Origin of the sequence: Rhodanobacter sp. Root627, assembly GCF_001427835.1 — a bacterium.
GTDB lineage: Bacteria > Pseudomonadota > Gammaproteobacteria > Xanthomonadales > Rhodanobacteraceae > Rhodanobacter > Rhodanobacter ginsenosidimutans.
In genome coordinates this window covers 262,640-280,949 of sequence record NZ_LMGW01000004.1, presented here as the reverse complement: position 1 = coordinate 280,949, position 18,310 = coordinate 262,640, and the positions used below count along the sequence as shown (strand labels likewise).

The 18,310-nt window shown below is 67.2% G+C and carries 12 protein-coding genes; all 12 read left to right on the top strand.

From position 1 onward, the window contains the following. Window positions 1-47: 47 nt before the first annotated feature. The 12 genes from ASD68_RS15890 to ASD68_RS15840 all read left to right on the top strand — a co-directional run bounded on the left by ASD68_RS15890 (window position 48) and on the right by ASD68_RS15840 (window position 18,308). Window positions 48-1,352, top strand: a complete 1,305-nt coding sequence (locus ASD68_RS15890) for a tetratricopeptide repeat protein (RefSeq protein ID WP_056608513.1) — start codon at window positions 48-50, stop codon at window positions 1,350-1,352. Window positions 1,353-1,563: 211 nt separating this feature from the next. Next, window positions 1,564-3,600 carry a type VI secretion system tip protein VgrG gene (tssI, locus tag ASD68_RS15885; protein ID WP_056608510.1) on the top strand — a complete coding sequence of 679 codons (2,037 nt, stop codon included), beginning with the start codon at window positions 1,564-1,566 and terminating at the stop codon, window positions 3,598-3,600. An 18-nt stretch (window positions 3,601-3,618) separates the two neighbouring features. Next, window positions 3,619-4,164 carry a hypothetical protein gene (locus ASD68_RS15880; RefSeq protein WP_056085501.1) on the top strand — a complete coding sequence of 182 codons (546 nt, stop codon included), beginning with the start codon at window positions 3,619-3,621 and terminating at the stop codon, window positions 4,162-4,164. Next, window positions 4,157-4,300, top strand: coding sequence for a hypothetical protein (locus tag ASD68_RS17015; protein ID WP_156458441.1), 144 nt, complete (start codon window positions 4,157-4,159; stop codon window positions 4,298-4,300). Before ASD68_RS15880 ends, ASD68_RS17015 begins: the two co-directional genes overlap by 8 nt. A gap of 2 nt (window positions 4,301-4,302) precedes the next feature. Then, window positions 4,303-5,619 carry a type VI secretion system-associated FHA domain protein TagH gene (gene tagH / locus ASD68_RS15875; RefSeq protein WP_056608773.1) on the top strand — a complete coding sequence of 439 codons (1,317 nt, stop codon included), beginning with the start codon at window positions 4,303-4,305 and terminating at the stop codon, window positions 5,617-5,619. Between the two features lie 162 nt (window positions 5,620-5,781). Next, window positions 5,782-7,119, top strand: a complete 1,338-nt coding sequence (tssK, locus tag ASD68_RS15870) for a type VI secretion system baseplate subunit TssK (RefSeq protein WP_056608769.1) — start codon at window positions 5,782-5,784, stop codon at window positions 7,117-7,119. Between the two features lie 4 nt (window positions 7,120-7,123). Then, entirely contained in the window at window positions 7,124-8,473 is a 1,350-nt protein-coding gene (gene icmH, locus ASD68_RS15865) for a type IVB secretion system protein IcmH/DotU (RefSeq protein ID WP_056608507.1), read from the top strand. Between the two features lie 16 nt (window positions 8,474-8,489). Then, the gene (gene tssM, locus ASD68_RS15860) at window positions 8,490-11,990 is read left to right on the top strand and encodes a type VI secretion system membrane subunit TssM (protein ID WP_056608766.1); all 3,501 of its coding nucleotides are present in this window, start codon (window positions 8,490-8,492) and stop codon (window positions 11,988-11,990) included. 4 nt (window positions 11,991-11,994) lie between these two features. Next, window positions 11,995-13,575 (top strand): type VI secretion system-associated protein TagF, encoded by a 1,581-nt coding sequence (tagF, locus tag ASD68_RS15855; RefSeq protein WP_082546105.1) that lies wholly within the window; start codon window positions 11,995-11,997, stop codon window positions 13,573-13,575. Further along, window positions 13,572-14,291, top strand: coding sequence for a PP2C family serine/threonine-protein phosphatase (locus tag ASD68_RS15850; protein ID WP_056608500.1), 720 nt, complete (start codon window positions 13,572-13,574; stop codon window positions 14,289-14,291). Before tagF ends, ASD68_RS15850 begins: the two co-directional genes overlap by 4 nt. A 13-nt stretch (window positions 14,292-14,304) precedes the next feature. Beyond that, window positions 14,305-17,982: a bifunctional serine/threonine-protein kinase/formylglycine-generating enzyme family protein gene (locus ASD68_RS15845; RefSeq protein ID WP_082546104.1), complete on the top strand. Its 3,678-nt coding sequence runs from the start codon at window positions 14,305-14,307 to the stop codon at window positions 17,980-17,982. Then, window positions 17,979-18,308 (top strand): hypothetical protein, encoded by a 330-nt coding sequence (locus ASD68_RS15840; RefSeq protein ID WP_056085496.1) that lies wholly within the window; start codon window positions 17,979-17,981, stop codon window positions 18,306-18,308. The genes ASD68_RS15845 and ASD68_RS15840 overlap by 4 nt, the downstream gene beginning before the upstream one ends. Window positions 18,309-18,310: the final 2 nt, after the last annotated feature.

Here is an 18,310-nt window from a genome sequence, read left to right as displayed (position 1 = left end):
ACCAGCGCGGCGCTGTTGATGCAACGGCAAACGTCTTGCAGCAAGCCATGCAAGCGCATCAGGCGGACGAGCTGGATACGGCCGAGAAGCTGTATCGCGAGATCCTGAAGTTGCAGCCGATGCAGCCGGATGCGCTGCACTACCTGGGCGTGCTGTGCCACCAGTGTGGGCGCAGCGATGAAGCGGTAGAACTCATCGGCAAAGCCTTGAGCATCACCCCGCGGCATCCCGATGCGCACAACAACTTGGGCAACGTCCACAAGGAATGCGACCGGCCCCTGGAGGCGGAGGCTTGCTACCGCCGGGCGTTGGAGTGCGGCCCCACGCATTACAACGCGTTGAGCAATCTAGCCGTGGTGCTGGAGATACAGGACCGCCTCGATGATGCCTTCAACGCCTATACCGCGTTGCTGCAGCAGGCGCCGCAGTTTGCGCCGGGCCACTATCTGCTGGGCTTGTTCCTGCGCAATCACGCACAGAATGTGGAGCACCTCGAGCAGTCGGCGGAATGCTTTCGCACGGCGTTCGAGATCGATCCGCGCAATGTGCGCGCGCTGGAGGCGTTGGGCGTGTCGTTGTATGCGCTCAAGCGACACGAGGAGGCAGCGCAGGTCTATCGGGACTGGCTGGTTCGCGAGCCGGAGAACCCGGTGCCCCGACACATGCTGGCCGCGTGCGGCGGCGCGGACGCGCCGGCGCGGGCGGACGATGACTATGTGCGCAACGTGTTTGACGGCTTCGCCGAAAGCTTCGACGAGCAGTTGCTGAAGAACCTCGGCTACCGGGCTCCCCAGGTGTTGACCGATGCGCTGACGCAGGTGCTGGAAGCGCCGCAGTCACGGCTGGATGTGCTCGATGCCGGCTGCGGCACGGGGCTGTGCGCGCCGTTGATTCGCCCGTGGGCACGCCAGCTGACGGGCGTGGACCTTTCCGGCGGCATGGTCGAAAAGGCTCGCCTGCGCGGCGGTTACGACACCTTGGCCGTAGCCGAGCTCACCGCCTATCTGGAAGCGCAGCCCGCCGCATACGACGTGGTGCTTTCGGCCGACACACTGGTCTATTTCGGCGACTTGCTGCCCGTGCTGCGCGCATCGCGTGCGGCATTGCGTCCCGATGGCTGGGTGGCCTTCACGCTGGAAGCGCTGGACGGTGAGCTGGATCGCAGTGAGCTGTCTTCCAGTGGTCGTTATCGGCATTCCCGCAACTACGTGGAACGGGCGTTGCTGCAGACCGGCTTCGACGACATTCGCATCGTGCCGGACACCTTGCGCAAAGAGGCAGGCGAACCGGTGCGCGGCTGGGTAGTGCTTGCACGCCGCGACAGCAGTGACGTGCGGGGTGAAGCGGAATGAGGTGACCGCGTACAAGTCACGCGACCCGCCAGCCATATCGGCGATCGCAACTTTCGCAGCGGATTCTGCGGAGGCTGATCAAAGGATTCGCCGAGCCGGTTCAGGCCCGGCGATCGAGTTGGACCGGTGATGGGGTGAACCCCGGCGCTGATCAGGCATGGCAAACACGCTGCTTCAGCGCAGCACACCACGGCTTCGGAGACGCGACAAGATGGCACACGCGATCACAATTTCGACCGACCTCGGCGACAAGCTGCTGTTCGCACGGATGACCGCGACCGAACAGCTGGGCCGGTTGTTCTCCATGCAGGTCGCGCTGCTGTGCAAGGACGAGAAGGTCGACCTGCGCAAATTGCTCGGTACGCCGATGACGGTGAAATTTGTTGCCGACGACGGTTACACGCGGTACTTCAACGGCATCGTGTGCGAGGCGGCGCAAACCGGCTTCGAGACCATTGCCGACGTGCGCTATGCCGCGTACAGCGCCACCCTGGTACCCAAGCCCTGGTTGCTGACGCGCAAGATCGACTGCCGCATCTATACCAAGAAGAGCGTGCCCGAAATCATCACCGCGGTGCTGGCTGAGATCGGCTATGCCGACGTCAAGAACAGCCTCAGTGGCAACTATCCCAAGCGCGACTACTGCGTGCAGTACCGCGAGGACTACTTCAGCTTTCTCAGCCGCCTGATGGAACAGGAGGGCATCTATTATTTTTTCACCCACAGCGCGAGCACCCATACGATGGTGCTGGCCGATGCGCTGGGCGCACATGCAAGCATCCCGGGCTTCGAAAAGCTGCCGTACAGCCCGGTGGCCGATCGCAGCCGGCGCGCCTCCGCGTCGATCAGCGAGTGGCGCAGCGCGCAGACCGTGAACTCGATGAAGTTCCAGCTCACCGACTACGACCCGCTCAACCCCAAGACGTCGTTGCTTGCCAACGGAACGATCGGTGACACCAGCGACTACCACGGCGTTTCGGGTCTCGACGTGTTCGATTACCCGGGCAGCCACGTGCTGACGGCCGACGGTCAGCGCTACGCCCAGGCGCGGCTGGAAGCGCTGAACGTGCCCCATTCCCAGCATCACGGCAGCACCGATGCATGTGGTCTGGCGGTGGGCGCGCTGTTCAAGCTGACGGAATTTCCGCGCAGTGAGTTGAACGCCGAATACCTGGTGACCGGCACCCGCATCCAGCTTGAAGAATCGGATTACGCCTCAGGCAATGGCAATGACGTTGAGCCATTTGCCTGCACATTCGAAGCCATCGACAGCAAACTGCCGTATCGCAGTGCGCACACCACGCCCAGCCCGCGCATCGTGGGCCTGCAGACGGCCGTCGTGACTGGCAGCGAAACCGACGAGGACATCGCCGTCGACAAGTACGGCCGCGTGCAGGTGACGTTCCACTGGAACAAGCCGGACAAGGACAAGGCGCAAAGCTCCTGTCCGGTGCGGGTGGCGTCGCCGTGGGCGGGCAAGACCTGGGGCGCGGTGAACATTCCGCGCGTGGGTCAGGAAGTGGTGGTGAGCTTTCTTGAGGGCGATCCGGATCGGCCGCTGATCATCGGCAGTGTCTACAACAACGACAACATGCCGCCGTACACGCTGCCGGACAACAAGACCCAGAGCGGCATCAAGAGCCGCAGCCTCAACGGCGTGGCGGCCGATGCCAACGAGCTGCGCTTCGAGGACAAGAAGGGCAGCGAGGACTTCTTCATCCACGCGCAGAAGGACATGCACGAGGAGGTGGAGAACGACCACGTGGTGGCGATCGACAACGACGAAACCATCACCATCAAGAACGACCAGACGCTCACGGTAAAGCACGACCAGACGGAGAAGGTCGACAACGACCGCAAGCATACGGTGGGCAACAACGACACGCTGGACGTGAAGCAGAACGGCACCACCACCATCGGGCAGAAGTTCAAGCTGGACGCGGGCAGCGAGATCGAGCTGGTCACCGGTTCGTCCAGCATCGTGATGAAAAGCTCGGGCGAGATCGAGATCAAGGGCGTCAACATCACCATTACCGGCAACAGCTCGGTGAAGGTGAACGGCCAGACGTCCGTGGCCATCAAGTCGGGCGCCACCATGGACATCGGTGCGGGCGCCAGCATGAAAGTGAAAGCGGACGCCATGCTGGACATGGCTGGCGGGGCGATGACCACGGTCAAGGGTACCAAGCTGACCCTGACCGGCGACGGGATGGCGCAGTTGTCCGGCGGCATCATCATGATTGGTTGAGCAGGGGGAATCGTCGACATGTCAGCGGTAATGCAAGCATCCACCGAGATGGAACTGTCCGAGCCCTCGAGCGCGCGGCTGCGCGCGGACATGGCGCCGTTGGCGGCGGTGCAGTTGCTGATCGAAGCGGGTGAGACACCCGAGGCACTGAAACTGCTGGCGCGGTTGCTGCCCAAGCGCTACGCCGTGGCCTGGCTGTGCCAGTGCGCCCGCGATCAGTCGTTGTCGATGGAAGACAAGGCGGGTGCCGCGCTGGCCGAGGCGTGGGTGCGCGATCCCGACGAGCCGCGCCGGCGCGCCGCGCTGGATTTTGCCAGCGCGGGCGAGTACCGCTCGCTGGGCGCGTGGATCGCGGCATCGGCGGGATGGTCGGGTGGCAGCCTGGCGCCGGCCACGCAGGAGGCTGCCGTACCGCCCGCCGACCATCTCACTGCGCGCGCCGTGGTGGCCTCCATCAACCTGATGGCTGCGCTGGATATCGAGCAGTTCACCGAGCGTCGCAACGGCTTCATCGAACGGGCTATGGTGCTGTTGGGCAACGGGGTGGGGTCGCGACATGACTGAGTACATGCCGTCGCGTCATTACCCGCTGCGCGGCGGTGCGCGGCAGCCGGCGGTCGCGCGGGCGTGGCGTTCAACCATTCAACAAAAGGGCCGCGGACAGGGCACCGCGGCGCTGATTTTCTTCGAGGTGATTTGATCGTGTCGACCCCACAGACATTGCTGCTGGCCGTGATCGGACACCAGGCGGCGCAATTCGGCAGCCGCAGCCAGAAGGCGTTCGAAGGGCGCGACGGCAGCATCGGGCGATCGGAGGATTGCGACTGGGTGTTGAGTTCGTCCGGCGTTTCGCGCGTGCACGCGATGATCCGCTGCCTCAACGGCATCTATTTCATCGAGGACCGCAGCACCAACGGCATGCTGCTCAACGGCCGTCCGCTGATCAAGGGCGACCCGTCCGCGCTGAAGGAAGGCGATCGCCTGCAGATCGACACCTTCGAGGTCAGCGTGAGCCTGCAGAGCGGGAATGCGGAGACCATCTTCGCGCCCTCGACGCCGATGGCCGCCGCTCCCGCACCGATCGCCAGCGACCCGCTGGATTTCGGCCTGCTCGATCTCGGCGCGCCCGCCGCGTCGTCGCCCGGCGATCTGCTGGGCGACAGCCTGATCCCCGGCAGCGGCCAGGGCGATGCGGGCGCGTTTCTCGATCCGCTGAGTTTCCTCGATGCGCCGCCGGCGTCGTCGCCGCTGATTCCCGAGACGCCGGCAAGCAGTGCCGGCTCCGACTGGAACCAGAACGTGGGGCTGGAGGATCACTTCCGTCCACCCACCACCACCGGCCAGCGCCAGGCCCTGCCGGAGAACTGGGACCTGACCATGGGCGATTTCGGGGCCAAGTCGCCGGCGCCCAGTCCGGCACCGGCACCTGCGCCCGTGCCGGCCCCGATTGCACAGCCAGCGGCGCCGATGGCGGCCGCGCCTGCGCCCGCCATGCCGCCGGAAGTCGAGCAGATTTTCCAGATCGTGATCGACGGCGTGATGGACGTGCTGCGCGCACGCGCGGAGATCAAGAACACCTTCCGCCTGCCGGTCACGATCATCCAGCGCTCGGAAAACAACCCGCTGAAATTCGCGCCCACCGCCGAAGAAGCCATGCAGAAAATCATGGCGCCATCGAACACGGCTTTCCTGTCCGGCTCGGCGGCGTTCCAGGACGCGTTCGACGACATCCGCTGCCACCAGATGGCGATGCTGGCAGGTGTGCGCGCGGGCTTCGATTCGCTGATGGCGCACTTCAACCCCGAACGGTTCGAGCACGAGGTCGATGGTGGCAAACGCTCCGCGTTCGGCGGCAAGGGCAAGTATTGGGAAAAGTACCAGGACAACTTCGAAGGCCTGATGAAGGACCCCGACGAATGCTTCCGGCGGCTGTTCGGCGACGAGTTCGCTCGCGCCTATGAAGAACAGCTGTCGCGGCTGAAATCGGCGCGACGGGCCAGCCATTCGTCACCGCGCTGAGCACGCATGTAACGAGCGTCGCAGCACGACAGCGACGAAAGAGAAGGGGCAGGGGTAGCGGTACGACAGCAATGAATGCGCCCGCATCGATCCATCGATGCGGGCGGGCAACGTCCGGCGGCAGCGCCGGCATGGTTCACCAAGATGGGCGGAAGTGAAGCGATGACGCAGAACAACAAGGTGGTTTGGAGCGAAGGCCTGTTTTTGCGGCCCCAGCACATGCAGCAGCAGGAGCGCTACCTGGAGCGCCTGGTGGAGCTGCGCGCCGGCGCCCTGCGCCCCTACACCTGGGGTTTCACCGAACTGGAGCTGGAGGCCGACCTGCTGGCGATCGGCAAGTTGGGCATCCGCAGCGCCCGCGGCACCTTCCCCGACGGCACGCCGTTCTCGATGCCCAACGACGACCCCCTGCCACCGGCACTGGAAGTCGATGCGAACTGGCGCGACCAGACCGTGTTCCTCACCCTGCCGCTGCGCTCGCCCACGCAGCCGGACAGCGGCCGGCCCGAAGCGCCAGCGGAAAAACTGTTCCGCTTCCGCGTGCGCGAAACCGAAGTGCGCGATGCCTCCGGCAGCGTCGATGGCCTGACCCCGCTGGAAGTCGGCGGCATGAGCAGCCGGCTGTTGCCGCAATCGCAGCCGATGGAAGGGCTGACCCAGATTCCGCTGGCGCGCATCGTCGAATGCCGCGCCGACCGGCGCGTGGTGCTGGACGAGGCGTTCATGCCCTCCGCGCAGAGTTGCCGCGCGGTACCGCGGCTGGTGACCTTCCTCACCGAATTGCTGGGCCTGCTGCACCAACGCGGTGAGGCGCTGGCCGCGCGGGTGGCATTGACCGACCGTGGCGGCGCGGCGGAAATCGCCGACTTCCTGCTGCTGCAAGTGGTGAACCGGTTCCAGCCGTTGATCGCGCACCTGGCCGAATCGCCGTCGCTGCACCCGGAGGATTTCTACCGCACCCTGGTCGGCATGGCCGGCGAGCTGGCCACGTTCACGGCGCCGGGCAAGCGTCCCGCCGCGTTTCCGCCGTACCGCCATGAACTGCTGCGCGAGAGCTTCGAGCCGGTGATAAGCGCACTGCGCACCAGCCTCAGCGCGGTGATGGAGCAGACCGCCACGCCGATCCCGCTGCAGCAGCGCAAGTTCGGCGTGTGGGTGGCGGTGGTGCCGGACCTGACCTTGCTCGATACGGCCGCCTTCGTGCTGGCGGCCAAGGCCGACATGAAGTCCGAGGACCTGCGCCGGCAACTGCCCGCGCAATCGAAAATCGGCCCGGTCGAGAAGATCCGCGACCTGGTCAACCTGCAACTGCCCGGCATCGCGGTGGCGCCGATGCCGGTGGCGCCGCGGCAGATTCCGTACAACGCCGGCTATCTGTATTTCGAGTTCGACAAGCACTCGCCCATGTGGCGTCCGCTGAAAACCTCGGGCGGCATCGCGTTCCATTTCGGCGACGAGTTCGCCGGTCTCGACCTGCAACTGTGGGCCATCAGGGGCTGATCACATGAACAACGGCAACGGGCCCATTGACGACGATCCCATGCGCGACGCCACCGTGGTGCGGCCGCGCTCGGCCACGCCCACGGCGGCGCCTCCTTCCGCGGTGCCGGCACCATCGTTGGCGCGCGGGCCGGCGCCGCGTATCGACCAGGCCAGTGCGGCGGAAATCAGCGAGTTTCTTGGCGGCGGCATGAACCCGCTGGTGCAGACCGCCAGCGCGCTGTTGCTGCTGGCGGTGCAATTGCGCCTGAGTGCCTCGCAGCCCGATGCCGCGCACCTGCGTGAGCAGGTGATCGCCCAGGTGCGCAAATTCGAAAGCCACGCGCAGGCGGCCGGCATCCCCGCGCAGACCGCGGTGGCCGCACGCTACGTGCTGTGCGCGATGCTGGACGAATCGGTGTTGAACGCGCCGTGGGGCGAGCACAGCGGCTGGGCGCAGAAAACCTTGCTGGTGACCTTCCATGGCGAGTCGTACGGCGGCGCCAAGTTCTTCCAGATCCTCGAGCGCCTGTGCGCGGATTTCGCCAAGCATGTCGACCTGATCGAGCTGATGTACATCTGCCTGGCGCTGGGTTTCGGCGGCCGCTATCAGATCGAGTCCGGCGGCCGCGCCAAGCTGGCCGAGATCCAGGAGGACCTGTACCGACGGATCAAGGCGCAGCGCGCGCCGGCCGCGGAAGAGCTGGCGCCGCACTGGCGCGGCGTCGAGGATCGCCGCAACCCGCTGGTGCGCTACGTGCCGCTGTGGGTGATCGCGGCGGCGGCAGCGGTGCTGTTGCTGGCGGGCTTCGTGTATTTCTATTCGCGCCTCAACGATCTGTCGGCGCCGGCCAGCGGCCAGATCGCCCAGATCGGGCTGGAAAGCGCCACGCCGCCGGACACCGCGCGCCTGAACCAGGCCCAGCCCAAGCCCGCGCGTCCGACGCTTAAGCAACTGCTGGCGCCGCAGGAACAGGCGGGCGAGCTCAGCATCATCGACCGCGACGATGGGCAGGAGCTGCTGCGCCTGAGTGCGCCGTCGATGTTCGCCTCCGGCGGTACCGAGGTGAGCGCGGCGCAGCTGCCGCTGCTGCAGAAGATCACCCAGGCGCTGAACCAGGTGCCGGGCCGGGTGATCGTGGTGGGCCACACCGACGACCAGCCGATTCACTCGCTGAAGTTCAAGGACAACTTTGCGTTGTCGGCGGCGCGCGCCCGTTCGGTGTTGCAGATCCTCAGCCAGGGCATCGACAACGCCGCGCGGCTGGAATCCAGCGGCGCCGGCGCGTCGAAACCGATCGCCCTGCCGCCGGATCTTCCGGCCAATCGCACGCGCAATCGCCGCGTCGAAATCATCTACATCCCCGAGGGTTGAGCGAGTGAGCAAGCTGATGACGTTGTTTAGGACCGGCTGGTTCATCACCCTCGTCGGGATCGTGTTGCTGTCGGTGCTGATCTGGCTGGGCGGCCCGTACCTGGGCCTGGGCGATTCGCAGCCGCTGGCCAGCCCGATCACGCGGCTGGTGCTGATCGTGCTGATCGTGGTGGTGTGGGTGGTGTGCCTGCAGGTGCAGCAGCTGCGCGTGCGCAGCAAGACCAAACAGATGTCCGGCGACCTGGCCGGGCAAGGCGAGCAGGACGCGGGCGATGACCGCAGCACGGCCGAGCGCGCGCAGTTGCAGGGGCGCTTCCAGGAGGCGATCGACACCTTGCGCAAGACCCGCCGCGGCGGCAGCAACCTGTACACCTTGCCGTGGTACGTGGTGATCGGCCCGCCGGGTTCGGGCAAGAGCACGCTGCTGCAGAATTCGGGCCTCAACTTTCCGTTGTCCGACCGCTTCGGCAAGGAAGCGCTGCGCGGCATCGGCGGCACCCGCAACTGCGACTGGTGGTTCACCGACGAGGCGGTGTTCCTCGATACCGCCGGCCGCTACACCACGCAGGATTCGGACCGCGGCGCCGATGCGTCGGCGTGGACGGAGTTCCTGAAGCTGCTGCGCAAGTACCGCAAGCGGCGGCCGATCAACGGCGTGATCATCGCCATGAGCATGTCCGACCTGCTGGTGCTGGACGAGACCGGCCGGCACGAGCACATCCAGGCGATCCGGCGCCGGCTGGACGAATTGGTGGAGCAGCTGCGCATCGGCGTGCCGGTGTACCTGGTGTTCACCAAGTGCGACCTGATCGCCGGCTTCACCGAGTTCTTCGACGACCTCAACCCGCAGCTGCGCAGTCAGGTGTGGGGCATGTCGTTCCCCGTCGGCAAGACCGTCGACGGCACCGCCGCGCGCAGTTTCGCCGACGAATTCGGCTTGCTGCTGGACCGGCTCAACACGCGCATCCTCGACCGCCTGCATACCGAGCGCGATCGGGCGCGGCGCGCGGCGATCCTGTCATTTCCGCAGCAACTGGGCGCACTGCGCGAGATCGCGCAGCAGTTCGTGGAAGGCGTGTTCAGCGGGCACAAGTACGGCACGCCATTGTTGTTGCGCGGCGTCTATCTCACCTCGGGTACGCAGGAAGGCACGCCGATCGACCGCATGATGGGCGCGGTGGCGCGCACGTTCGGCGTGGATGCGGCGCAGGTGCAGGCACCGGGCGCGCAGCGGCGCACGTTCTTCGTCGAGCGTCTGCTGAAGGACGTGCTGTTCAAGGAGTCGGGCTTTGCCGGCACCAACCCGAAACTGGAACGGCAGAAGGTGCTGCTGCAGGCCGCCTCGTACGTGGGTGTGCTGCTGCTGACGCTTCTGCTGTTCGCGGGCTTCACCACCAGCTACGGCCGCAACAAGGCCTATCTGGCGCAGGTGCAGACGTCGCTGCAGGGCTATTCGGCCGATAGCGACCCTTCGTCCGCCACCAGCCAGAAAGCCTATTTCGCGATGGCGCTGGAGCGGCTGGAGGCGTTGTCCGCCGTGCAGGACACGGCGCGCAAAGACCAGGGCGACGTGCCGCTGTTGATGCGCTTCGGTCTGTACCAGGGGCATGCCGTGGGTGACGAGGTGCACGACGCCTATATCCGCGAGCTCAACGGCGTGCTGCTGCCGGGCGTGGCGTCGCAGTTCCGCAGCGGGCTCACCGGCAGCGCCAGCGATCCGCAGGCGCTGTACTACTACCTCAAGGGCTATCTGATGCTGGGTGAGCCCGAGCATCAGGACGCCGATCAGCTGATCGCGCTGACCGACATCGAGTGGCGCAAGATCTTCCCCAACGATCCGGTACTGCAGAAGGCGTTGTCCAAACACTTCCAGGCCTTGGTGGCCGAACCGGGGCGGCTGCATCCGCTTACGCTCGACAACGCGTTGGTGGAGCAGGCGCGCAGCACGCTGCGCACGGCGGATCTGTCCACGCTGATCTACGGCAGCCTCAAGCTGTCCGCCACCGGCGCGGACCATCCGCCGTTGCGGCTGGACAAGGAGCTCGGCTTGCTCGGCAACGTGTTCCGGCGCAAGAGCGGCGCAGCCCTGTCCGACCCGTTGCCGGCGCTGTTCACCCAGCCGATGTTCGCCGACGAAGCCGGCAAGGGCATCGAGCAGGCGGTGAAGCAGTTTGCCGCGGACGACTGGGTATTCGGCGGCAGCAAGATCGACGCGATCGCACGGGCGCGCCTCGTGCAGCAGGTGCTGGCGCTGTACCAGCAGGATTACATCAAGGCATGGGACGCGCTGCTCGATGACCTGGAGCTGCAGCCGATCAACAGCATCCAGGATGCCAGCGCGATCGCGGCCAAGTTGTCCGGCCCCAGCTCGCCGCTGAAATCCCTGCTGCAGGTGGTGCGCGACAACACCCACGACATGCTGCGCGCGCCCCCGGCCAGCGCGGCCGAAAGCGCGGCAGCGCTGGCGGAGAAGGCCGCTGCGAAAAAGGCCACGCAGAGTGCGTTGTCGCGCGCGCTGGCCAACGCCAACGGCGCGCCGGCGGCTGACACCGGCGAGAAGCCGGGTGCAGCGATCAGCGAGCATTTCGACACGCTCAACAAGCTCACCGATGGCGCACCCGGCGCCGCGCCGATCGACCGCACCTTGAGCGTGCTCGACCAGCTCAGCAAGACCTTGCTGACGATGACCGACTTCAGCAGCGCGGCTGGCCAGCCCAACCCGCAGTTGCTGATGGCGCAGCAGGAAGCGGCACAGTTGCCGCCGCCGGTATCCGGCTGGGTCAACGCGCTGACCGGCAAGAGCCAGGCGCTGGTGGCCAGCGGCACCAAGGGTGCGCTGGGCGACCAGTTCCAGCAGGCGGTGGGCAACGATTGCGCCGATTTCATCCGTGGCCGCTATCCGTTTGCGCCCAACGGGCGCTCGGAAATCCCGCTGCAGAACTTCGGCGAGCTGTTCGGCAACGGCGGCCGCTTCGACACGTTCAACAAGCAGACGCTGGCCAAGCTGGTCGATGCCAGCGGACGCAACTGGCAATGGAAAACCGGCCCCGGCGCGGTCGCCGGCCCGCCCGGCGTGCTGCAGCAGGCGCAGGCAGCCGACGACATCCGCCAGATGTATTTCCGCAGCGGTAACCAGCCCGAGGTGGACTTCACGATCCTGGCGCCCACGCTGGATCCGGCCATCGGCAAGCTGGTGATCGACGTCGACGGGCAGAAGTACGAATACCAGCCCGGCGGCGCCACCAGTGCCGCGATGAAATGGCCGGGACCACAGCCGGGCAGCGTCACCATTGCCGCCTACGACACCGCCGGCACGCTGATCAGTTCGTTCGATTACCAGGGTGATTGGGCGTTCTTCCGCGCGCTGCAGGCGGCGAATCTGCAAAAACAGTCGGACCTGCGCTTTCTGGCCAGCTTCAACTTTGGCGGACACGTGGCCAAGGTGACCTTGCAGGCCAGCAATCTGCGCAACCCGTTCTTGAACACCGAGGTGCAGCACTTCCGGTGCGGAGGCTGAGCGCATGCCGAATCCGACAGGGGCAGGATTCTTCGGCAAGCTTCCCGGGGTAGGGGATTTCGTGCAGCGGCGCCTGCCGGTGCGTTTCGTCGATTGCTGGGACCAGCATTTCGAGCACGCGGTGGACGCGGCCCGCGGCGTGCTGGGCAACGACTGGCCAGCGGTGTATCACGCCAGCCCGACCTGGCGTTTCGCGATGCCCGCGGGCATCTGCGGGGATGCGGCGTGGGTCGGGGTGCTGGGGCCGGCCAGCGATCGGGTAGGGCGCTGTTTCCCGATGGTGATCGCCGCGCCATTGAATCGCAGCGAAGCGGTGACGCAAGCGCTGCTTCAGGGTGACCACTGGTTCGACACGCTGGCGCGCGTGCATGCGCGCGCGCAGGCCGATCCGTCGATCCACGCCGAGGCCTTCGATGGCCTGGTGGCCGATGTGGCCGGCCCCGGCAGTGGCGACCCGATTGCCGCACCACAACCGCCGCAGCCGCTGGACTGGCGCAGCGCCAGTCACTGGCGGTTCCCGCTGGCGCAAGGCGCCGCGGGGGCAGCGCAGTTGGGCGGGTTGTGGTCGCAGCTGACATCCGCTGGCGACTGGTGCCTGTGGTGGACGGCGGGCGCGGCGCGCGTGCCACCTACGCTGCTGGCCACGCGCGGCCTGCCGCAACCGGCGGCCTATGCCGCATTTCTCGATGCCGCGCACGCGGGCGCGCCGTGGCAGTCGGCGGGCGACTTCGGCCACCGTGCGGATGCGGAAACCACGCAGAACCGGCGCATCGCGTTTCCGCTGGCGCCAGCAATCGAGGTGGCGGATACACCGGCCGCCGCCGCGCCGCGAACCCTGTTGCCCGACGATCTCTCCGAACTTTTCGCCGACCTGATCGTGCCCCCGGCGCCCGACGAGCTGCCCAGCCACCTGGGCGACGTGCTGGAGGATGGCCCGGTCCGCTATCGCGCCGATGCGGCGCTGACCCTGGTGGCCGCCGATGACGGCTTGCGCGATCCGCGCCGGCAGGCGGCCGCCGTCGCGCATGCACTGGTCGATGAGCTGGATGTCGCGGACCTGGCAGGCGGCGTCGGCGTGTTGCGCCAGCGCCTGCTGGCCTCGCATGCGCCGCTGCGTCGGCGCGGCGAGGATCTGATCGATCCGGTCAGCGAGGATGCCGCCGTGGTGGTCGCGCAATTGAATCATCAGCACGCTGCCGTGTTGCGCATCGGCAGTGCCGGCGTGTGGCATTACCGCCATGGCCGGCTGCACGCGCTGTTCGCCGCCGGCGAAGCGGCGGACGACGACAGCCTCGGCCATGGCGGCGAGTTCGACGACTTGCTGTTCAGCCGCGTCACCGCCGCCGCGCCCGGGCTGGGTGCCGCGAGCGGCCCGGTTTGCGAGGAAGCAGCCTGCACCGTGGCCACCGGCGACCGCCTGTTGCTGATGGCGACGCAGGCGCTGGTGCAACTGCCGCTGGAACTGCTGGCCGAGGCGCTGGCACTGCCTTCCATCGACGGCGCGCGAGCGCGCATCGCCGCCGCGGCCGGTTTCCGGTCGCCCGCGGTCCACTGGCCTTTGGCCATCATCGAGATCACGCCATGACGATGCGCCATCAATCCGCCGGCTATACCGTGACCGGCAAGATCCGCAAGCACAACGAGGACGCAATCCTGGTGCGCGAGGACGTCGGCCTGTGGGTGGTGGCCGATGGCATGGGCGGCCATTCGGCCGGCGATTACGCCAGCGCGATGATCATCGAACGGCTGGGCGCGCTACCGCGGCCGGGCAGCGTGTACGACTTCATCGAATCGATCGAGGACGCGCTGGTGCAGGTCAACACCGACCTGGTGCGTACCGCGGTGACCCGTGGTGTGGACATCATCGGCTCCACCGTCGTGGTGTTGGTGCACGACCGCGATTTCATGCTGTGCGGCTGGGTTGGCGACAGCCGCGTGTACTGCTTCGAGGAAGGCCGCCTGCGCCAGATCACCAGCGATCACGTGCACGGCATGAAGGAGGACGTCACCCAGTTCGGCAGTGCCGCGGTGCCACCGCAACCTGGCGCCGGCGCGCTGACCCGCGCCGTGGGTGCCGAGGATCACCTGTTCGTCGACTGGGTTGTGGCCGGCAGCCGCCCCGGCATGCAGTTCGTGCTGTGCTCGGACGGCATCAACAAGGAAATGTCCGATGCCGAGATCGACGCCGAATGCCGCCGCCAGCTGGCCCCGCCCGAACTGGCCGCGCGATTGATGGAGCTGGCCACCAGCCGCGCTGCCCGCGACAACATTTCCGCCGTCACCGTACGGCTCCAGGATTGACGAAGACGTATCCATGAATTCCCTTGCTGAACTGATCGCCGCCTACCAGGCCGGCACGCTGAAACTGCTGGCATTGTTCAACGCCGTGGCGGCGCGTGGGCCCCAGGCGGAGGACGACCACCGCGCCGAGATCGCACTGGTCGAAACGATGGAAGCGGAGGGCACGCTGGAAGCGGACATCGCCCGCGCGCTGGTAGCCAAGCTGGTCAAGCTGCAGGCGCCGCCGACGGCCGCCGAGATCGAGGCCAACGACGACGCCACGGTGATCAAGCCCGCCTCGCAGAGCCGCCCCGTGGCCGACGATGCCACCGTGGTGCAACCCGCCTCGCGGCCCACCGCCACGCCACCGCATGACGATGCCACCGTGGTGAAGCCGGCTTCGTGGACGCCGCCGGAGGACAACCAGTCGACCGGCACGCAAGGCCGTACCGGCACCGGCACGCATTCCAACAGCACCTTCAACGCCGACACCTGGCAGCGCGTGGCCGATGCCGAAGGCGGCGACTACGCCACTGTGGGCATGCTCCTGAAGGGCCGCTTCCACCTGGAGCGCGAGATCGGCCGCGGCGGCATGGGCGTGGTGTTCCTGGCGCGCGACGAACGCAAGGTCGAGGCGCGCGACCGCGACCCGTACGTGGCGGTGAAGGTGTTGAACGACGAGTTCCGCCGCCATCCCGATTCGCTGATCTCGCTGCAGCGCGAATCGCGCCGCTCGCAATCGCTGGCGCACGACAACATCGTGCGCGTCTACGACTTCGACAAGGATCGCACCATCGTCTTCATGACGATGGAGTACATCGACGGCAGCGACCTGAAAACGCTGATCCGCGAGCGCGCCTACAACGGCCTGCCGCTGGCCGAGGTGCGCCCGCTGATCGAAGGCATGGCGTGGGCGCTGAAGCGCGCGCACGCCGCCGGCGTGGTGCACTCGGATTTCAAGCCCGGCAACGTCATGGTCACCCGTGACGGCGTGCCCAAGGTGTTCGACTTCGGCATCGCCCGCGCCGGCAAGCATATGGGCGACGCGGTGGGCGAGCAGACCGTGTTCGACGCCGGCACCCTGGGCGCGCTGACCCCGGCCTACGCCAGCCTGGAAATGATCCGCGGCGCCGAGCCCGCGCCCACCGACGACATCTACGCGTTGGGCTGCGTGGTGTTCGAGCTGCTCACCGGCAAGCATCCGTTCGACAAGGTCAGCGCCGAGGTGGCGCTGAAGGAAGGCCGCAAGCCGCCGCCGGTACCGGGGCTCAGCCGGCGCCAGTACAAGACGCTTTGCGACGCCATCGCGTTCCACGGCGAGCAGCGGCTGAAGAGCGCCAGCGACCTCATCGAAGGCTTGCGCGAGGTGGGTTGGCGCGAACGGCTGGGGCCGTACCTGGCCTACGGCGGCGCGGCGGCCGTGTTGCTGGCTGCCGGCGGCTGGGGTTTCGGGCGCTACCTGCACGAGCAGCAGGTGCGCGGCGTGATCGCCGGTTTCACCGTGACCGACCCGCGGCATTACCTCAACGAGGACCAGGCGCTCACGGCGTTCGACCGCCTCGGCGATGATGACCGCCTGCGCATCGTGGCCGACCAGGGCGACGCGATCCAGAACTTCCTGCTGAGCCGCGTCGATGCGTACTGGAACCCCGACCAGGGCCGTTATGCCTACGCCCGCGCGCTGCACGTGTTCGCGTTGCGCGACAAGCTCAAGCTGTATTCGCCCGCGCTCGACCTGAAGCGCAATGCGATCGAGGAACAGAAAAACGCCCTGCTGAACACGCTCGACACGCAGCTGACCCAGCGCATCGACAAGGGCGCGATCTTCGAGGACCAGACCGACAGCGCAGTGGCCACGCTGAAGCAGATCCGCGCCATCGATCCCGACAGCAGCCTGCTGAAGAACGGCGAGCTGGAGTTGAAGTACGACAGCGCCATCGGCCAGTCGCTGGCGGGCGGTCGGCTCGACGAAGCCGGCGCGCGGCTGAAACTGGCCAGCCAGTTGTTTCCCGCCTCGGTGCGATTGCAGCGACGTGAAGCGCAACTGGCCAGCCTGAACCAGACCGCCATCGCAGCCGCTGCACCGACGACCAGCCATGTCGCGCAAACCGTACCGCAGGCCCGCCAGGCGCTGACCGATCTGCTGGCCAAGCCGACCATGGATGGCAAGTGGCAGGCCGCCGTGGCGGACGCGATGCTCACGCTGAAGGGCGACAGCGCCGCCGAAACCACGCGTCTGGTCACCGCACTGGCGGACGCCATCGCGACCGAAACCGGCGGTCAGTCGGACCCGTTGCACCTGGCCCGGGCCGGCGAACTGGTGGCGTTCGGCCTGCGTTATGCGCCGGATTCCAAATCACTGCTGGCGCAGCGCGATCGCATCGATGCACTGCTGCATCAACAGCAGGCGCAACTGGATCAGGAAAGCGTGGCGGCCGAGGTCACCTCGCGCATCGAATCGCTGAAGCGCGCGGCGGCGGCCGGGGACACGGCCAAGGCGCAGGAGTCGCTGGCGCGGGTCCAGGCCCTGCAGCCGGACAATGCCTTCCTCAAGCACGACGGCCCGCAACTCGTGGCGAATGCCTACCTCGGCAAGGCGCGCGAGGCGTTCCGCAAGGGGCGTGATACCACCACCGCATCGGTGCTGGCGCAGGCCACGCAGGCGTTGGGCGATCGCGCCGATCTGCGCCATGCCGGCACCGGCTACGCGTTGGCGTCCGGTGTGATCAAGGCGCGCGGCAAGGCCGTCGCCGCGGCCGACTACCAGCGCCTCAGCGGCCAGCTGGCAGAGCTGCGTCGCGTCGATGCCGACGGTCTCGCGCAGCTGGAATCCGACATGAAACTGCGCGGCCAGTTGCCCGAGGGCAGCCTGTCGCGCGCGCTCGATGCCTTGAAGACCGGTGCCAGCGCACCGTCGCCCATCGCCACGCCTGGCCCCGCCGTGGCCGCGGCACCCACGCCGGCACCGACCGCCGCGACGCCCGTCGCCCCGACGCGGAATGGCACCAGGCCGGCGGTCGCCACGGCCAAGCCGGCAGCGCCCGGTCAAGCGACCGCGGCGCCGGGGTCGGCGCCGGCCAGCGCCGACCCCTGCGGTCAACCGGCGCTGGTGGGGCAGGGTCGCAGTTGCTTCGACCCGATCGCCGGCAAGCGCGGCCCCAGCCTGGTGGTGGTCAGCGGTGTGGGCGGCGGCAAGCCTTATGCGATTTCGCGTACCGAGATCACCGTCAACGAGTTCAACCGTTTCTGCGCGGCTACCGGCAAGTGCACGGCCATCACGGTGGCCGACCGCGAGAGCGGCGTGCTGCCGGTCAGCAACATCACGCTGGCCCAGGCGCGCGCTTATGCCGCCTGGCTGGGCAGTGCCAGCGGCTACGTTTATCGCTTGCCCACCGATGCCGAGTGGATGCATGCGGCGCAGGCGGGTTCGGGCTGGAAACAGGCACCCGACAGCAACTGCGTACCGCCCGGCGTCATCGGTGGTGATGGCTCCGGCGGACCGATCTCGGCCCGCGGGCGTGAGCCCAACCCGTGGGGCCTGGTCAACCTGACCGGCAATGTGTGGGAATGGGTGAGCAGCGGCGGCAGCGCCATGGTGCGCGGCGGCAGCTACACCAGTTACTGGTCCGATTGCACCGTGGCCAGCCATCGCCAGGACAGCGGTGCGGCGGCGAAAGACGTGGGTTTCCGGATTGTCAGGGAATTGAAATGACCGAGCAGGAACGAAAAGCCAACCAGGATCTGCATGCGCTCGACGAGGCGCACCGGCTGGGGCGGATCACCCGTGAGGACTACCGTGCGCGCCGCCGCCGCGTGCTCGGCGCCCTGTGCGACAGCAACGGGGTCACCGCGCGCAATGCCATCACGCCGCCACCGGCCAGCGCCCGGCGGCAGGCGGCGGATACCACCGCCCCGGGCGAGGCGTTGAACATGCTGTTTCCGGCGCGCTCGGGCCAGACCCGGAAATACCTGATCGGCCTGGTAGTGGTGGCGGTGGTCTGTGCGCTGCTGCTGTACGGGTTGTTGCACGGCAAATGACG